Here is a 15,120-nt window from a genome sequence, read left to right as displayed (position 1 = left end):
AAGGATAGGCGCTGGTTCACTCCAGCGCTTCTCCTGCACCTTTTTCAAAGCGCATTCGAAACAGCAAGCGCCCCCAGATCCGCTCAAACTCTTCTTGGGTTATGACGAAGGGCACAACGCCGACTTCGGCAGCAATTTCGTCAAAACTGATGCTGCCCTCTGTTGGCAAAAAGGTCTTCCCATATTCAAACTCTCCGGAAGCCATTCCGAAGGTCCCGTCAGGAAAGATCTCCATCACGCGCCGCGTCCAAAGATGATCGTCTTCGTCATCTTCATAGTAGCATATGTTCGGTTCTTCGAGATTGCCGTGTATCGAGACAACCTTCAGATAGCGCATGGCCATTGCGTCAGATGGCCGGGTCGTTCCGCTTTTCCTTGAAGATCAGCCAGAGATTGCGGAAATAGATCAGAAGACCAAGCCCCTGCCCGGCAATGAACACCGGATCCTGGCGCTGCACGGCGTAGACCAGCAGCAAGGAGCCGCCGGCGATGGAAAAGAACCAGAATGCCACTGGCACGATGGAGCGGCCGACACGTTCCGACGCGAGCCACTGGATCACGAAGCGCATCATGAACATGAACTGGGCGACAAAACCCAGAATGATCCAGAAATCAAATTGTTGAACAAAGACGACGTTTAGCCAATTGAGCAATGCGTCCATGGTGCAGTTCCAGTTGGTTCAGACGGGTTGAAGACCCGCGTGTGTGATCTTGATTTGTGGCGGCAATCAGGTGAGCGGTCGAACTTGAGGGATTTTCTTGCGTCGGCGCCGCAGCCACCACACGCCGAAGAGATCCAGGACACCGATCAGGGCACGGTCGAAGATGCCGTATTTGGAAGTGCCATGACGGCGCTGACGATCCTGCACGTCGATATGCGTCACGCCGTAGCCCTCGCGGATCACGAGCGCAGGCAGAAACCGGTGCCAGCTGTCGAAATAGGGCAGCTGCAGAAAGACGTCACGGCGCAGGGCCTTCAGGCCGCAGCCGCTGTCGCGGGTGTTGTCGCGCAGGATGGCGCCGCGCAGCTTGTTGGCAAATCGGGAAGCATACCGCTTTGCCAGGCTTGCCTTGCGTCCGAGCCGCTGACCGGCCGCCAGTGCGACAGCCGGCCCGGCTGCCTCCAGCGCATCCAGCAGGTCCGGGATATAGGCCGGGTTGTTTTCGCCGTCGCCATCGATGGTCGCAACCACGTCGCCGCGCGCGTGCTGAACGCCCGTTCGCACGGCGCAGCTTTGACCGCACGAGCTTTCGTGGCGAACCGGCCGCAGCCAGTCGTGGGTTGCAGCGTAATCCTGGAGCACGATATCGGTGCCGTCAGTTGACCCGTCATCAATCACGATGACTTCAAAACGGCGTCCGCTCAGAGCCTCTTCGATCTCGTCGAGCAGGATCGGCAGATTTTCCGCTTCGTCCTTTGCCGGCACGACAACCGTGACGGCAAGTTCGCCCTGACCGACCGACAGCCCGTCCAGAAAGCTCTGTGTCATATTTGGGTCCGTTCCTGTTCTTCTGCGGGGGGCACAATCCGGTCGGCACCGCGCTGCCCGCGCATGACCTGCCACACCGCCCGACAGCAGGCCCTGGCGGACCGCGCGGTCATGTTCGGCATGATCTTGCCGGTGGAGGTCATATGAAAACCGATGCGACGGCGCGCCATGGCCCGTACCGTGAAGAAGGTGAATGTCATTCCAAGGAGCGTGCCGGCAATGACATCGCTCGGGTAATGCGCGCCCACCATGACCCGGCTGAAGGCCAGCCAGAACGCCCCGACAACAATCAGCCAGCGATAGGCAGGAAAGATGAAGGCGAGCGCCGTTGCCAGTGCGGCGACGGTGGTCGAGTGACCGGAAGGAAAGCTTGTATAGGTTCCGTCAAAGGCCAGGAAATCGAACCGGACCGGCCCGACTTCCTCATAAAGTTTGGGCCGGGCCCGGCCGAGCGACCATTTGAAGACGATCGCGATCAGACCGGTCGCGGCCACCGAATAGAAAATGAAGGCCGCATAGGTAAACAGCGATCCGATCGCCATGCGCAGACGGAAACTGTAGCGCCCGGCCTCCTGGGCCAGAAGCGCAAGGCATGTCAGGCCTGTTGAAATCAGGATCCAGTCCGCCTTGCCGAAATCGGTTACCGACCGAAAGGCGGATCGATACTCGCCGGGCAAGGACCGAAGCCAGGGATAGGTGGGAATGTCGAAGGCAACAACCGCGATGCCGACGGTCAGCAGCAGCACGGCAAGGATGTCCTGCGGCCTTTGCCCCGGCGGCAGAACACCCCTGTTCTGCTGTGCACGATCCTTGCGGCCCGAGAACAGGATGGCAGCCCGCCGCATATTCCCGCGCATGCGTGCCAGGATATGCCAGACAAATTTATTGCTGCTCTGCATTGCCGTTTTCTATACCCGTGACCGACCTGGCATTCTGATAAAGTGCGATGTCTACGTCATCGCCGCCGTTTATGTTGAGGCCGTCTACCCTTTTTCGCGCCTCAGGCACAAGACCAATCTCTTTTGCGGCCGCCAAAAACGCCGCTTCTTCCCGGCTTTCTATCGCCGCGATCCGGCACGAACCTGGCTCAGCAGACGCCGGTTCGGCCAAAAACTCTGCTGCTCCCTTCGGAGAAATGATCTTTGTCTGTGTGCCTTCCAGAAAGATGAAACTCGGCTCGTGGAAACCTGAAGTCACGACATGACGGTGGCTCTGGTCCGCACATCCGGGCAGGTCGTCGAGAGCCGCCACCAGTCGCGGGCTCACCCAGATCGGCGACAAGGCCGGTCCGACGAAGCCCCAGACACCGACGGCAACGCAGATCGCCGTCAGGCAGACGGCTGGCATGGCGTAAAGGGCCGGGCCACGCAGCAACCGTCCGGCAGCCGCGAGGCCGAAAATGGCTCCAAGGGCAACAATGACGACGCCAGGGGGCGACGGCCAGGTGCCCAGAACGATCGGCCCGGCAAAGGCAGCCACAGCGAGACCGACGGCCGGCAATCCCAGAAGGATCGCAGCAATCCAGCGCAGGGATTTGCGGCTCTCAGCGCCTGCCCCTTCCATCATGGCAGCGGCAACCGGCAGCGCCAGCGCCGGCAGCAGCGGCATTGTATAGTGCGGCAGCTTGGTGGCCACGAGTTCAAAAATGACCCAGCTGGGCACGAACCAGCTGGCGGCGAACAGGACCAGCGGGCTTTTGCGCTCCTGCCAGATCAGAGGAGCTGCCAGAAGGACGAAGGCGGGCAGCGGCCAGAAAACGCCGAGCATGGCGCCCAGATGTGTGAGCGGCGGCGCGCCATGACCTTCCTGCCCCTGCCCCACCTTGCCGAGCAGATCCCTGCCAATCGCTTCGGTGAAGAAGGTGCCGTCCGTTGCAATCCAGATCGCCACGAACCACGGGGCGACCAGAAGCAGAAACCAGATGACCCCCACCAAAGGCGACGCCGCCTTGAACCAGGCGGCTTTTCGGGTCAGAGCCATCAGGCCGATGATGGTGGTACCGACGACCATGAGCCCGACCGGGCCCTTGATGAGAACGCTGGCCGCCAGGGCCGTCCAGAAGACGAAATTCAGCCCCCAGATCCGCCTGCCGGGGTTCTTGAGCCAGATCCGCGCCAAGGCTCCCTGCGCGACGATGACCGTTGCCATCAGCATGGCATCGGTCTTGGCAAGCCTGGCTTCCACCCCGACAATGATGGCAAGGGCGACAAAACAGCCGACGAGCAAAGCTCCGGCCGGCCCCATGAAGGCCCGCGCGAGCCAGAACGCTGCCAGAACGCTTAACGTCGCACCGAGAAGGGACGGCAGGCGGTAGACCCAAAGCGGTGCCTCAGCGCCGTGTCCGGTCAGTTTTGCGGCGGCGGCCTGCATCCAGTAGATACCGACAGGCTTCTTGTGGCGTGCCTGTTCCTGGAACCGGATATCGACATAGTCCCCTGTCTCAAGCATCTGCTTGGTCGCCTGGGTGTAGCGCGGTTCATCGCGATCAAGCGGCGGCACGTTCCATTGGCCGGGTACAAACAGAAACAGCGACAGCAAAAGAAGCAGAAACGGTGCCGTGATGTCGTGACCGAAAATGTGCATCCAGACAGGTTTACGCGGCGCCTTTGGCGTGTCGGCCCTGTCCTTGCCTGCAGCCTCGGCAGCCGGGCCGGAAGGCTCCACCGTCGCGGCCTCGTCTTCCGCCTTGGGGGCTGTGTCGTTTTTGTCGGCCATCAAATCCTAGATCCAGTTCTGTCCGGGGAACGGTAACCCCGTCTTGCAAGCATCTCCTACATGAGCTTTTCAAAAAGGGAAACAAGTCCATGCCCGTCAAGCTAGAAGGGACAGGAAAAAGCTCTTCTTTCCCCTCGTCGAAGAGTGTCCCGACCGGACGTTTCAATGGCCGCAGCTCGTTGTTCTGCCCCTCAACGCCGACAGGGCATTGGCCAACCGCCCCGCACGGTACTATGGCGAGGCGCCTGCGCTCGCACCGAGGTCGGATGCTTTCAAATTTTCATCCGGCGCTCTATCGTCTGTTTTGTTGAATCATCTTTGAGACACATGGATTTCCAATGACATTGATCGCCCACATGACCGACCTGCATTTGCGGCCGCGCGGTCTTGCCTGTTACCGGGTCTCCGATACCAACATGCTGGCGGAACGTGCCATTCTCTCCTTAAAGGCGCTGGACCCGCAGCCCGATGCCCTGGTTATTACCGGAGACCTCACCGACCGAAGCGACCCGCGTGAATATGCCGTTGCAAAGCGGATCCTCTCCCGTCTGGACATACCGGTCTATCTTCTGCCTGGAAATCACGATTCGACGGCTAAAATGCGCCGGGAAATGGCCGGGTATCCAGGCCTGGCGGAAAACCCGGACGGCAAGATCAGTTACTGCGCCGACATCGGCAGCGTTCGCCTCATTGTGCTGGACACCTATCTGAGTGGAAGCCCCTGTGGCGAGATCGGCCGGGATCAGCTGCGCTGGCTGGAGGCCAGGTTGAGCGAGGATCAACGTCCGACCCTGATTGCACTCCATCACCCGCCTGCCCTGTCGGGGATCCGGCATATGGACAATATCGGGCTAACCGACGCACCGGCGCTTGAGGAAGTCGTTATACCCCACGCTCATGTGGAACGGTTTTTATGCGGCCACCTGCATCGTCCAATCATTGCCAGCTTCGCCGGAAGGATAATGACGCTTGCACCCAGCACAGGCCATCAGGTCGTGCTTGACCTGAGCGAAGACAGTCCTGCCCTGTTCAACTTCGAACCGGCGGCCTATTTCCTGCATTACCATTCGATGGAAACGGGGGTTGTGACCCACATGGCGTATGTGGAGAATTTCCCCGGACCCTATAACTTCTTCGCCGACGAAGGTGTCGTCTGGCCCGGAGACGAACGTTGAACTTCCAGAGTACCGATGCCCGCGGTCTTTTCCCGGCTCTCATTGGCCTGTTGCTGATCGCTGTCCTCAGCGCCTGCAGCGCCTTGCCAGGCGGGGGCGAGCTTGAAGACAAGACCGTCCTGACCAATCAGCCGGTCGACCAGTCCCAAATGCTGTCCATGTTGAACGCCTATCGCCAGCAGAACGGTCTGCCAGCGCTCAGGCTGGATCCTGCCCTGGACAAGGTGTCCCAGGACATGGCCCGACACATCGCCGAAAGAGACAGCATGCAAACCTGGGCCCACAGTGCGTTCGGGCTGTCCCAGCGTCTCGACAAGGCCGGTTACGCCAATTACGCGGCCGCGGAAAACCTGGGCGCGGGCTATGCCGATCTGGCAGCGGCGTTTCGTGGCTGGCAGGGATCGGAAGGCCACAACAAGAACCTGCTCAACCCGTATGTCACGCGGGTCGGCATCGCCAGAACCAACAGGAACACCGGTAAATGGCGCAATTTCTGGGTGATGACGCTCGCACGCCCTTTTGAAGACGGGCGTCCAACGGTTCGCTGAAAAAAGGGCGGGATTGCCCCGCCCAAGGTTTCTTCCAGAGATCGGATGACCCAGTCGTCATCCGGACGCAAAGACCTCAAAACCTGAGTTCTTGGATCAGGTTTTGATAAGCCTCGGCCGTGTCTCTGTCAACGCTTTTGCGAACCACTTTTTCAAAACGGAAACGGTCGGTCTGCAAAGGCGGTTTCAGTCAACGGTTTCTTGAGCGCCCCCCATTTGACCGGCGCTTCATAAAGCCGCTTTTTGCCAAACCGCGGTTCCCACGTGCACAGGTCTGGCGACAGCAGCTTGATACACGGGATATCCAGATCCGGGCGTGTGGCATCGAATTCCCAGATCGAAAGGTTCTGCTCCCTGCAACTCCGCAACAGCGCCTCGTAGCTTGAGCGTCCGGAGAGCTGTTGTTCTGAGACAGGCCTGGCATCCTGCAGGGGCAAGTCTGCCAGGATGGACCGGCGACGCGCATAGGCAAGCTGACTGGGAATCCGAACCATCTTGTCGGACGCCGGATAGGACCTGTCCATCAGTTGCAGCGCGTTTTCCGATTGCAGCAGCTCTTCAATTGCGCTGCTGCAGGCAGAAGCAGCGTCCCACCCTGCTGCCGATCCGAACGCACAGTTCCGTCCGTCCGCATCGTGAGAAACGGCCATTGCAACCTGTACAGCCAGATCCGTCTGGAGGAGATAAACACCCCAGCGACGGGGTTCGTCGTCCATGTGAGCCACCAGCCCTGGCGACAGGATTTCACGCAGAATTCCCTTGGGTAGAAAAGTTATCCCCAGGCGGTTGTACCATGTTATGGCCACGGCATCGCGCTCAGCCAGTTCCAGCAAGGCACGTTCACGCGCCCCTTCGCGTGTGGGCCAGACGGCACAACCGACGCTTGACGCAAGATTTAAAGGACCGCCCATAGCGCGTTCGCTTTCCTGAAACAAAACCGCGAAACTGGGCAACTCCAACTGACCATTTCCCGTGAGGCACGTGAGCCTGACCCGCCTGCTGGAGATACGACTCCAATCCGGATCGCCGCCACCGATTTTTGGAAGTTTACGGCCGGAACGTTGCGTCAACGCCGCCTGCTGCGCGTTGCTCAACCCGAGCCAGGCGAGAAAATCTACTTCCGGTTGCCCCTCCGTCACCAGAAACACTCTGGGGTCACGATCGCCCAGACTACAAAGACTTACGCGCTCCGCCAGCTCCCCCAAACAACTCATGGTTGCTTTTTGTGGGTCAATTCCCTGCCCGCCTGCGGGGATTGAGCGTTCCGGCTGCGCCGGTTGCACCGTCGGATCAAGCGGCAGTTTCAGGATGCCTGTACAAAAATGCACCGGGCATCCCGATCGCTCCATGGGTACCAACTTGACTTGAAATCGATCCAGGAGCGGCACGAACAGACGCAAACCTTCATCCACCATCCGCAATTTAGGCACATCGCTGCGATGATCGGAAGACAAAAGGCCAACGCGAACCAAATCCGCAATGACAGTTTCGCCGAGGTTCGAAAGCTCTGAAGGCGGTTCAAACCGGCCCTTCGGGTTGCTGATGTTCATGGTCTGCACGTTATCCCCCTAGGTAAAGTACTTTACCTCACCCAGTAATTGCACCCACCCGGGATTCTTTTGACTACTATTGTGGGTAGTCCCAACTTCATTCTACAGTCAATTCGAAAGCAGTCAGACAGTAGTAAAAAACTTCTACCCACATAATTTTACTAAAGTTTGACCTAATTCAGAAAAGCCGGGTGACCATCCAACCACCAGGCAAGTTACCGTGCAACCTTAACTTCAGGAGGCTCATCATGCACGCCAATACTTCTACTGCTTCCGCCCTGAAACTCGGCGCGAAACTTGGCGCAATCATCCAGGACAGCACTGCCCGTGAACATCTTGTCGAAAACTCGGCAGAAGTTCTGGCGGATCTCGGTGCCCGCAGCGATCTGACCATCCTCGCTGACACTGCGGACCTGGTCCACCTGATCATCCCGGCCGACGTCGATGCCGCCCGGGTCGCCGCCAATGATGAAAGCTATTTCGAAGAGCTCGGCAAGCTGGCGCTTGGCAGCTGCTACTACGAAGATCTTCCCGAGTAAATATTCGGTACACTTCACAAAGACTGCCGAACTCAAATCATCAGACTTGAGTTCGGTGGACACAACTTTCGAGGGGAAAACATGGCTAGATTTCCGCACTACAAAAGCAACGTGATAGAGCTAGGTCGTCTTCTTGCCCGGGCATCCCTGGATGAATCAGTACGTGAAGCCCTCGTGAGCTCACCTCAGGAAGCGCTTGCGCAAATTGGTCTCCCCAAACACGCAACCAGTCTGATGACCTTCAAGGTCGTAGACCAAAGGCTTCAAGAGAACGCAGTGGTTCTTCCCTACAAGCTGAATGATGACAAACTGGCCAGTAACATCGCAGGGTACGCTGAGGACCTCGGGAAGCATTTCGCCCTAAATTGAACCTGGGCCATCGAAAAGGAAGCGTTGCACCAATGCAGCGCCCTTGTCGTATTCAAGGCGCACCTTATCGTCTTGGAAAAAGTTCACTTTCCGGCGCCAACCAGCGGGATCTTCCGCCATCATGGAAGACTGCTTCATCGTTCCAGCCAACTGATTGCTGTACCGACCAAGTATCTGCATCGCTTCCTCTTCGCGACCTGCACAAATTAGCGCGGCAACGCGAGTCGTAAGGCCGCTAATTCCAATTCCTGAACCGCGTTCAATTTGCCTGATAGCCGTTTCATAGTCTTGCGCAGCAAAATATATGTTTGCGAGATACTCATAGAAGACTCGAGGAACAAAGGCGAAAAGCGAAAACGCCCTTTTTGCGGTGGCGAGTGCTTCAGAGACGTCGCCGGAAAATGCAAGTCCTTCAGCAACGGACATCAAGTTGGCTGGGTCAGAAGAACTCAATCGCCCTGCGTTTTGAAACGCCCTACGTGCTTCTTCTGGCATGTTTGACAATATCAGCGCCCAACCATAAATCCTCTGATTCATGGCTTGCCAAGGGTCCAACATAATTGATTTTTCAGCAAGACTAAGAAGATCATTCTTGCCGTCCTGATATGAATTATCATGAAGTGGAAAGTGTATTTCTCTCTTCATGATTATCGACGCTTTTGCCGAGTATACTCGTGAGAACGAATTATTGGTCAGTTCTATCTCATCGAGAATAGACATCGCTTTTTCATCGGACTGTGGGGTGAAGTCCCAAAGCAACGCGTCTGCTTGGCACCACCGTGCAAAGGTCGATGTATTTGCCGGATTTCTAAGCTTGGTAATTGCATGACCATGAATACGGCTGACAATCTGACTTGCCGTAGGCACGATACCGTCCCAAAGACTTAGATCCACAATTTCATTGAATACTATCTGCCCGTTGCTTCGGTCATCGAATTGGACAACAATTTTTCCCGAGCGATCGTCATGGCGAAAGCGAAGAACATAGCTCCCGAGTTCACTCCCCTCCACCAAAGTAGGTTTAGGAGCGTCGTCTTCGCCGAAATACTCAGATTCAAACAGATCAAACGACCGAAATGAGGAGAGGCCTGAAACAATCTCTTCACGCAGATGAATTGCGTCGCCCAATCCTCTTTTGTTCAGCGCAGTAGTGATGATTGATATTTCCGGCAAGTGAACAAAATCGGCCGCGTTTTTGAGTACGTTCTTCGTTTCTTTGTTCTTCTCCGCGTGTGAAGCTGTCGACGCACTCGCGTCCTCCTGCTCCGACAACAGCGCCTTCGTTTCCGGCTCCGGCTCCACATCCAGGTGAAGCCGCATTTCGCGGACGCAGGCCTGGTATTGCTGTTCTGCCCGCTCGTGCTGGCCGAGTTTCTTGTAGAGACGGATCAGGACCCTGTGCGCAGCTTCATACGCAGGATCGATCTTCAGGAGGAAGCGGCCGCCAGCCTCCACCCGCACGCCACCGTCTTCAGTTGAGATCTGATTGAGATGCTGGAACGCGGCGCTGGTGACTTCGTTCTGAACCCGTTCCCGCTCGACCATCAGCCACTCGGAAAACTCCGGATCGATGTCCTCAAAGCCGCTCAGGAAGTCTCCGCGCCAGAGCTCCTCCGCTTCATGAAAGTCCGCGGCCTGACCGCGTTCGACCAGCTCCATGACGCGCGTCAGGTCCGAGGAAAAGACCGCCGGATCCAATTGGACGTGCCCCGGAGACGACCGCACGACATCGATACCGCCGGCTTCCTCCGCCGTTTTCAGCTGGCGCAGGGCCTGGCGCAAGGACTGCATCGCCTTGTGCCGGTCCGTACCGGACCAAAGCAGGTCCGCCAGCGCCTCGCGCGGCGATGTCAGACCTCCACTGCGGCACAAATATCCCATAATTGCCAGTGCCTTACGGGTTTTTGCCGCAACCGGCTCCTGTCCCTTGCCCAGCAGCAAGGGTCGACCGAGACAGGCGAAGCAAAAGGCGTTTGCCATCAATTCCCCGTAATTGAAATTCACTGTTTTTCAGTTGCGATTGCGCAACTGCGAATACCATGCAACCTGAAACACAACAGCACCTTATCACGCTCATTTCACGCTGCAACAGCATGCTTTTTCGTGGATGGTCACAGCAGCTCAGCTGCAAACGGCAATTAAAATACTGGTGGGTAGTATTATGTCTATGAAAGTCACCCCTGATCGCCCTGAAGTCGAACAGGAACCTACAATCGAAGCGATCAAGCGGATGATCCGCTACACCAAGAAGGAATCGGACAAGGACGGTCGCACGTTCTGCTCCTATTTCCTCGACATGGCGCTCCAGTCCCTGGAAGACGGGTCTGAGGATGTCGACATGATTCTGAAGACCAAGATCACACCTCTCATGGTGGGGCAGACGAAGGCAGAGACGGCGAAGGCCGAATCTGTCTGACCGCCGACAGGCAATGCCGCGCATCACCCCCCATAAACATGCGGGCTGGTGCGCGGCAGCGGCATGTTCGGGGCGTGAACATGTCTGATACCAGCGGCTTTTGGTCCTGACATTCGAATGAAAATGGCTGCCGGCAGGTCGGAACCACGACCGATTGCGTGGACAGGTGCTTTTGACTGCCAGGTCGGGCAGCAGAGCCCGGTCGGCCTGGTCAAGCGTGCCCGAAATCGACCATGAGAATGTCTGGCTTCCTGGAAAAATGGCGACCCCGGCAGGATTCGAACCTGCGACCATTCGCTTAGAAGGCGAGTGCTCTATCCAGCTGAGCTACGGGGCCGTTTGAGAGGCTTGCGTCAACCTCCGAAGTGTCTTCGCCGAAACACGGCCAGAAGTCGATCCGCTTTTGCCGGTTTCAACAGGCAATCAACGTTCGACTTTGATCTTGGAAACGGCAGGCCGCTAGTGCGTCCAGGGCGCAACCCGGTTGAACTTGAAATTGTCGGCATAGGCTGCACCGCGCACCTTGCGCTCCTGCGCCTTTTCCACCCTGTGCGGAATGCCGTGACGTCTGGCATAGGCAACGGCTTCTTCCTGGCTTTCGAAGTAAAGCCTGATCTGCTGCTTCATGTCGGACGAAGAGGTATAGCCCATCAGAGGCTCCACGGATTTGGCCGCCTCCGGCTCATAATCCAGCACCCAGCGCTGGGTCTTCGCCTTGCCGGACTGCATGGCCGTTTTTGCCGGACGGTAAATGCGCGCAACCATATGACTGTGCCCTCAAATCAAAACGCGGAACGTCTGTTTCCTCACCCCCAGCTTTTTCCCGCCTTTGCCCCCGAAGTCAACACTGATCTTGATGCTTTGCTCAATCATTGCCTGCCGGGAACGGGACACAACCCATGAAAGGTCACGTTAACGGTATTGCGCGTTGGCGGAAGCGTGACACTTTCGTGACATGACAAATGCCACCTCTGCGTGCTAAAAACTGCCGTAACGTGACTTGGGCTGTGACCATCCAACCGGCCCTTTGACACACTGATCTTAGGGCACTGGCCTTGACCGGCCGGGCCCTGTGGCATGGGCACGGCTCATAATAACAACAAGGCTAGCAATATGTACTATGAGTATCTGAAGCGATTGGACACACCTGTTCCTGAACATGTGCAGCCGATCACGACGGAAGGGCTCACCTTGAAGGCCGCCATCGATGCGGCCAACCTGACGGAGATGTGGGACATGATCCTGACGCTCGACTATGGTGTTGGCGATCCGGATCAACTGTCTCCCGAGAAACGCGACGAGTTCCTGAACGTCATGTCGCTTCTGCTGCAGGCGTTTGAACGGTAACCGTCATAACCAACGGACGAGACCGACCTTGCTGACGCGCCCAAACGCTCTTTTTAGCGAAATCGGAACCAAGGCCATCGACCGGGGCCTGGCCGATCCGCGTTTGTCTGCCTTTTACGACAGCATCCTGTCCGCAGGTTCCGGCGAGATCCAGGAGTGCCTCAAACCCTACCTGCCTCATCTGAGCCTGTGTTCGGACCGGATGCCGGACGGCGCGCCGCCACCAATCTTCTATGTCGGCAAGGACAGCGGCCAGCGCACTCTGTTCGGAGAAGACTGGGCCAGCCCGTCCAGCCCCGCTACAGGACTGCGCACACCGGACGAAGAGCTGGAACAGGCCTCTGCCGAAGGCTATCGCAAGGCGCTTGCCGGCACGCCCTATTACGGCTACGCCCGCACGCCCGTGCAGGTGAATGGCGAAATCTACGAAGTGGCGTTTGAGCGGCTGATTGTCGCGCTGCGCCCTGCCCCCTATTCTCCCGTCCGGTTCTGCGCCTATTTCGGCGTCATTCAGGATCTGCGCCGGACGTCCTGACAATCAGCTTGGCCAGCCCGTGCAGATCGCCGCGCGTGGCGTAGACCAGCCAGTCATCCGCCCGGATATGGCCCGGTGCAATTTCCCAGTGTGTGCCGCGCGGAACGAAGCGGCGGTAACCGACCCGGATGCCGAAGCCCTTCTCCGCGCTTCTGGCGGCCATCAGCCCGTAAAGATAGTCCGGCGACCATTTCAGCAGAGACAAGAGGAAACCAAGCTGCGTCAGCGGTTCGGCCAGCCCCTTGCCGCGGATATCGCGCCTGAGCCAGAGGTTACCGTGATAGACGATGCGCCCGCGCATGAAATAGGCGTCATGGGCATGGTCTGTGCCGAAGCGCACCTGCGGGTTGGGATCGACAAAGATGCGGCGCTGCTGCTGCTGCCAGTGTTCGGCCAGGCTGCGGTCCCGCAGGTCGTCCATCTTGGCCGCCTGGACCGACACGATGTTGCCGTGCGCGTTATAGGCCCCGACCCAGAAGGCAGTTGCGCCATGCAGATCGAAGAAACGCGGAGAGAAATCCTCCATCAGGTACTTGTCTTCGGTTGCGCGCACCGTTTTTTCGAACAGGGAGAAATCCGCACTTTCCTTGAGAGAAAGTCCGCTGTCCTCGACCCTTGTTCGAAGGGCGGCAATCGCCGCCGTCACGTCCAGGGTCGCCTGTTCGTCCGGATCCGGTAGCATCCACCCGCTCCGTCGCCCCGCACCCCATGCGGTCCGTGCCGATCACAACGCCTTGAAACTTGTTCCAGACCAGTCTGTTGCCGCGACGTAGCTTGCACAAGCCCGCATTCCCGGCATCCCCGGAATTATCCCAGCCTTTGCGCGGCAACCGCAGCAAAAACGTTCTCATTTCACCGGATTGGCAGCACATGTGGTAGCCGGCGAAGTATCGCTCGATGCAGTCGACAACACTGTGAGGGAGAGTGGTCGGGGCAGCAAGATTCGAACTTGCGACCCTCTGGTCCCAAACCAGATGCGCTACCAGGCTGCGCTATACCCCGATCCGTTGATTTCTGGGGATTTATAGGCGTTCGGCGCCTGGGTCAAGCGAGAACAGACCATGAAAATCTGTCCCTTGTGGACAAAAACGGACAATGGAGTCCCGGAATAGTTCCAGTTTCCGTTCCTGTCCTGTTCAGGGCGAGTGGTGCGCTCAATTCCGGCTCATGCCCGATAGATGCAGGAAAGGCCCTGCCCGGAAACGGGCTGTCCATCGGGCATCCATGCAAATTTGCGCTGAGACACAACCCCTGGTAAGTCGACTGCGGAGCGCTTCCGCTCATTTTTCAGGAAGGAAATCCCGTGCGCGCTGCGCTGACATCATTCTTCATCAATTTGCCGATCATCGACAGTTAGGGATTGGGTTGCTGCGCCATCCTCCGGTGAAGCATCAAGCTCGCTGATAACGACTTTGCAGGCAGACTACCGGAGGACTCAGCGTTTCCTGCCCTTCAAATCGGAGATAAAAATATGCCTATTGCAGTTTTGCTGCTGGAGACCACGGTTCCAGCCATTCTGGAAGAAGAAAGCGACAAGGCCCTTTTTGATGCCGTGTGTGCTCTTCCGGTGGTGCCGGCAGACGCCAAGGCAGATCTCGGATGTCTGCAGGCATGGATTGAAACATTGCCGCTGCCGTCCGGCTGGTTTGCCAATGCGGAAGAAGTCAAAGCGTTGCAAAAACGTGTCCGGATGGAACAGGACGCCAAGCTGGTCAGGGAAGCACAAAAGCACTTTGGCACCACTCAGCGAGAACTGACCGCCTTGATTGGCCTTGCCGACCCCCAGGGCGACGGCAGCCCTGTTCGGCGGATCATGTCAGCCAAGCAGGGCCTTTCCGGACCAGGTCGCCGTGTCCTTGCCCATGCCGTGCTGCACGGCAGTCTTGAACGCGCCGATGAGGCAGAAGCGCTCAATCAGATCGGGAACGGCACCTGGCGGATCGTCGAACGCTCGGAGATACGAGCGAAGCGCAGTGGCGAGGGTATCAAGCGGCATTGAAATCACGACCTGACGGACAGCACTCCATTCAATTCATGGCTTAGTCTCGGTGTTTCAAGAAGGCAGCAATTCGTGACAAGAAGAGCCAAACGGAACCTCTTCGTATTTGTGATTTCATGGTTTCTCTTAACGGGCCTTGCGGTTTACTGGGAAATGACCAAAGGCTTCGGGATGCCGTTCACGGGCCTTTTCCTGATGCCCCCGGCCGTAGCAGCAGCTTTGGTTGGACGTTGTTGGGCCTTAGACCATGAGCGCCTCAGACATCTGCGCGCGATAAGAGTGAGCAGAAGGAACCGCAGCGCCGCCGAAAAGCGCGGCGAACTCCTTGTCGTTGCAATCATGGTACTCATCGCCATCATCGTGTTCTGGGTCTGCGCGGTGTTCGCGTAAAACCAAGATGCGCTAATGGCTACGAAGGATCCGGAAAGCTGTACCTC

At 57.7% G+C, this 15,120-nt stretch carries 17 protein-coding genes and 2 tRNA genes; 8 read left to right on the top strand and 11 right to left on the bottom strand.

What is annotated here, in order from left to right; all coding sequences use genetic code 11:
* Positions 1 to 16: 16 nt before the first annotated feature.
* The 5 genes from CHH27_RS04780 to CHH27_RS04760 form a co-directional block, all read right to left on the bottom strand.
* Complete coding sequence (locus CHH27_RS04780; protein WP_198338352.1) at positions 17 to 337, bottom strand: hypothetical protein; 321 nt, start codon at positions 335 to 337, stop codon at positions 17 to 19.
* Positions 338 to 347: 10 nt separating this feature from the next.
* Positions 348 to 662 (bottom strand): lipid-A-disaccharide synthase N-terminal domain-containing protein, encoded by a 315-nt coding sequence (locus CHH27_RS04775; protein ID WP_094070569.1) that lies wholly within the window; start codon positions 660 to 662, stop codon positions 348 to 350.
* A 66-nt stretch (positions 663 to 728) separates the two neighbouring features.
* The gene (locus tag CHH27_RS04770; protein WP_094070568.1) at positions 729 to 1,490 is read right to left on the bottom strand and encodes a glycosyltransferase family 2 protein; all 762 of its coding nucleotides are present in this window, start codon (positions 1,488 to 1,490) and stop codon (positions 729 to 731) included.
* Entirely contained in the window at positions 1,487 to 2,389 is a 903-nt protein-coding gene (locus CHH27_RS04765; RefSeq protein ID WP_094070567.1) for a phosphatase PAP2 family protein, read from the bottom strand. Before CHH27_RS04765 ends, CHH27_RS04770 begins: the two co-directional genes overlap by 4 nt.
* Positions 2,373 to 4,205, bottom strand: a complete 1,833-nt coding sequence (locus tag CHH27_RS04760; RefSeq protein ID WP_094070566.1) for a glycosyltransferase family 39 protein — start codon at positions 4,203 to 4,205, stop codon at positions 2,373 to 2,375. Before CHH27_RS04760 ends, CHH27_RS04765 begins: the two co-directional genes overlap by 17 nt.
* A gap of 338 nt (positions 4,206 to 4,543) precedes the next feature.
* Between CHH27_RS04760 and CHH27_RS04755 the strand changes: the two genes are divergently transcribed.
* Positions 4,544 to 5,380, top strand: a complete 837-nt coding sequence (locus CHH27_RS04755; RefSeq protein WP_198338351.1) for a phosphodiesterase — start codon at positions 4,544 to 4,546, stop codon at positions 5,378 to 5,380.
* Complete coding sequence (locus CHH27_RS04750) at positions 5,377 to 5,928, top strand: CAP domain-containing protein (protein ID WP_094070565.1); 552 nt, start codon at positions 5,377 to 5,379, stop codon at positions 5,926 to 5,928. Before CHH27_RS04755 ends, CHH27_RS04750 begins: the two co-directional genes overlap by 4 nt.
* Positions 5,929 to 6,080: 152 nt before the next feature.
* Here CHH27_RS04750 and CHH27_RS04745 read toward each other — a convergent pair whose 3' ends face one another.
* On the bottom strand, positions 6,081 to 7,478 hold the full coding sequence (locus CHH27_RS04745; protein WP_094070564.1) for a YcaO-like family protein: 1,398 nt from the start codon (positions 7,476 to 7,478) through the stop codon (positions 6,081 to 6,083).
* A 248-nt stretch (positions 7,479 to 7,726) separates the two neighbouring features.
* Between CHH27_RS04745 and CHH27_RS04740 the strand changes: the two genes are divergently transcribed.
* Complete coding sequence (locus CHH27_RS04740; RefSeq protein WP_094070563.1) at positions 7,727 to 8,017, top strand: hypothetical protein; 291 nt, start codon at positions 7,727 to 7,729, stop codon at positions 8,015 to 8,017.
* Between the two features lie 360 nt (positions 8,018 to 8,377).
* Here CHH27_RS04740 and CHH27_RS04730 read toward each other — a convergent pair whose 3' ends face one another.
* Positions 8,378 to 10,366: a BTAD domain-containing putative transcriptional regulator gene (locus CHH27_RS04730; protein ID WP_094070561.1), complete on the bottom strand. Its 1,989-nt coding sequence runs from the start codon at positions 10,364 to 10,366 to the stop codon at positions 8,378 to 8,380.
* 181 nt (positions 10,367 to 10,547) lie between these two features.
* On the opposite strand from CHH27_RS04730, the gene CHH27_RS04725 reads away from it, so the two are divergent.
* Complete coding sequence (locus tag CHH27_RS04725; RefSeq protein WP_094070560.1) at positions 10,548 to 10,802, top strand: hypothetical protein; 255 nt, start codon at positions 10,548 to 10,550, stop codon at positions 10,800 to 10,802.
* 260 nt (positions 10,803 to 11,062) lie between these two features.
* Here CHH27_RS04725 and CHH27_RS04720 read toward each other — a convergent pair.
* Positions 11,063 to 11,139: transfer RNA gene (locus tag CHH27_RS04720), tRNA-Arg, on the bottom strand.
* A gap of 122 nt (positions 11,140 to 11,261) precedes the next feature.
* Complete coding sequence (locus CHH27_RS04715) at positions 11,262 to 11,567, bottom strand: ETC complex I subunit (RefSeq protein ID WP_094070559.1); 306 nt, start codon at positions 11,565 to 11,567, stop codon at positions 11,262 to 11,264.
* A 348-nt stretch (positions 11,568 to 11,915) separates the two neighbouring features.
* Here CHH27_RS04715 and CHH27_RS04710 point away from each other — a divergent pair, with 348 nt between their 5' ends.
* Positions 11,916 to 12,149 (top strand): hypothetical protein, encoded by a 234-nt coding sequence (locus CHH27_RS04710; RefSeq protein ID WP_157738703.1) that lies wholly within the window; start codon positions 11,916 to 11,918, stop codon positions 12,147 to 12,149.
* A 28-nt stretch (positions 12,150 to 12,177) separates the two neighbouring features.
* A complete protein-coding gene (locus CHH27_RS04705; RefSeq protein ID WP_094070557.1) occupies positions 12,178 to 12,684 on the top strand; it encodes a hypothetical protein in 507 nt (168 codons plus the stop codon).
* On the opposite strand, the gene CHH27_RS04700 is transcribed toward CHH27_RS04705, so the two are convergent.
* Together CHH27_RS04700 and CHH27_RS04695 are read right to left on the bottom strand one after the other, a co-directional pair.
* Entirely contained in the window at positions 12,656 to 13,366 is a 711-nt protein-coding gene (locus CHH27_RS04700; protein WP_094070556.1) for a hypothetical protein, read from the bottom strand. The genes CHH27_RS04705 and CHH27_RS04700 overlap by 29 nt on opposite strands.
* A gap of 243 nt (positions 13,367 to 13,609) precedes the next feature.
* A tRNA-Pro gene (locus CHH27_RS04695) sits at positions 13,610 to 13,686 on the bottom strand.
* 469 nt (positions 13,687 to 14,155) lie between these two features.
* Between CHH27_RS04695 and CHH27_RS04690 the strand changes: the two genes are divergently transcribed.
* Together CHH27_RS04690 and CHH27_RS04685 are read left to right on the top strand one after the other, a co-directional pair.
* Positions 14,156 to 14,683, top strand: coding sequence for a hypothetical protein (locus tag CHH27_RS04690; RefSeq protein WP_157738701.1), 528 nt, complete (start codon positions 14,156 to 14,158; stop codon positions 14,681 to 14,683).
* Between the two features lie 72 nt (positions 14,684 to 14,755).
* Positions 14,756 to 15,073 (top strand): hypothetical protein, encoded by a 318-nt coding sequence (locus CHH27_RS04685; protein ID WP_157738699.1) that lies wholly within the window; start codon positions 14,756 to 14,758, stop codon positions 15,071 to 15,073.
* Positions 15,074 to 15,120 lie beyond the last annotated feature (47 nt).

It is taken from the genome of Labrenzia sp. VG12 (assembly GCF_002237595.1).
Classification (GTDB): Bacteria; Pseudomonadota; Alphaproteobacteria; order Rhizobiales; family Stappiaceae; genus Roseibium.
This window is presented reverse-complemented; position numbering and strand designations above follow the sequence as displayed.

What these genes read in the sequence shown, in the direction of transcription:
- CHH27_RS04760 (WP_094070566.1), bottom strand. Translation starts at nt 4,205, where the DNA reads ATGGCCGACAAAAACGACACAGCCCCCAAGGCGGAAGACGAGGCCGCG.
- CHH27_RS04755 (WP_198338351.1), top strand. Translation starts at nt 4,544, where the DNA reads ATGACATTGATCGCCCACATGACCGACCTGCATTTGCGGCCGCGCGGT.
- CHH27_RS04765 (WP_094070567.1), bottom strand. Translation starts at nt 2,389, where the DNA reads ATGCAGAGCAGCAATAAATTTGTCTGGCATATCCTGGCACGCATGCGC.
- CHH27_RS04725 (WP_094070560.1), top strand. Translation starts at nt 10,548, where the DNA reads ATGTCTATGAAAGTCACCCCTGATCGCCCTGAAGTCGAACAGGAACCT.
- CHH27_RS04775 (WP_094070569.1), bottom strand. Translation starts at nt 662, where the DNA reads ATGGACGCATTGCTCAATTGGCTAAACGTCGTCTTTGTTCAACAATTT.
- CHH27_RS04710 (WP_157738703.1), top strand. Translation starts at nt 11,916, where the DNA reads ATGTACTATGAGTATCTGAAGCGATTGGACACACCTGTTCCTGAACAT.
- CHH27_RS04730 (WP_094070561.1), bottom strand. Translation starts at nt 10,366, where the DNA reads ATGGCAAACGCCTTTTGCTTCGCCTGTCTCGGTCGACCCTTGCTGCTG.
- CHH27_RS04745 (WP_094070564.1), bottom strand. Translation starts at nt 7,478, where the DNA reads ATGAACATCAGCAACCCGAAGGGCCGGTTTGAACCGCCTTCAGAGCTT.
- CHH27_RS04690 (WP_157738701.1), top strand. Translation starts at nt 14,156, where the DNA reads ATGCCTATTGCAGTTTTGCTGCTGGAGACCACGGTTCCAGCCATTCTG.
- CHH27_RS04700 (WP_094070556.1), bottom strand. Translation starts at nt 13,366, where the DNA reads ATGCTACCGGATCCGGACGAACAGGCGACCCTGGACGTGACGGCGGCG.
- CHH27_RS04740 (WP_094070563.1), top strand. Translation starts at nt 7,727, where the DNA reads ATGCACGCCAATACTTCTACTGCTTCCGCCCTGAAACTCGGCGCGAAA.
- CHH27_RS04715 (WP_094070559.1), bottom strand. Translation starts at nt 11,567, where the DNA reads ATGGTTGCGCGCATTTACCGTCCGGCAAAAACGGCCATGCAGTCCGGC.
- CHH27_RS04770 (WP_094070568.1), bottom strand. Translation starts at nt 1,490, where the DNA reads ATGACACAGAGCTTTCTGGACGGGCTGTCGGTCGGTCAGGGCGAACTT.
- CHH27_RS04780 (WP_198338352.1), bottom strand. Translation starts at nt 337, where the DNA reads ATGCGCTATCTGAAGGTTGTCTCGATACACGGCAATCTCGAAGAACCG.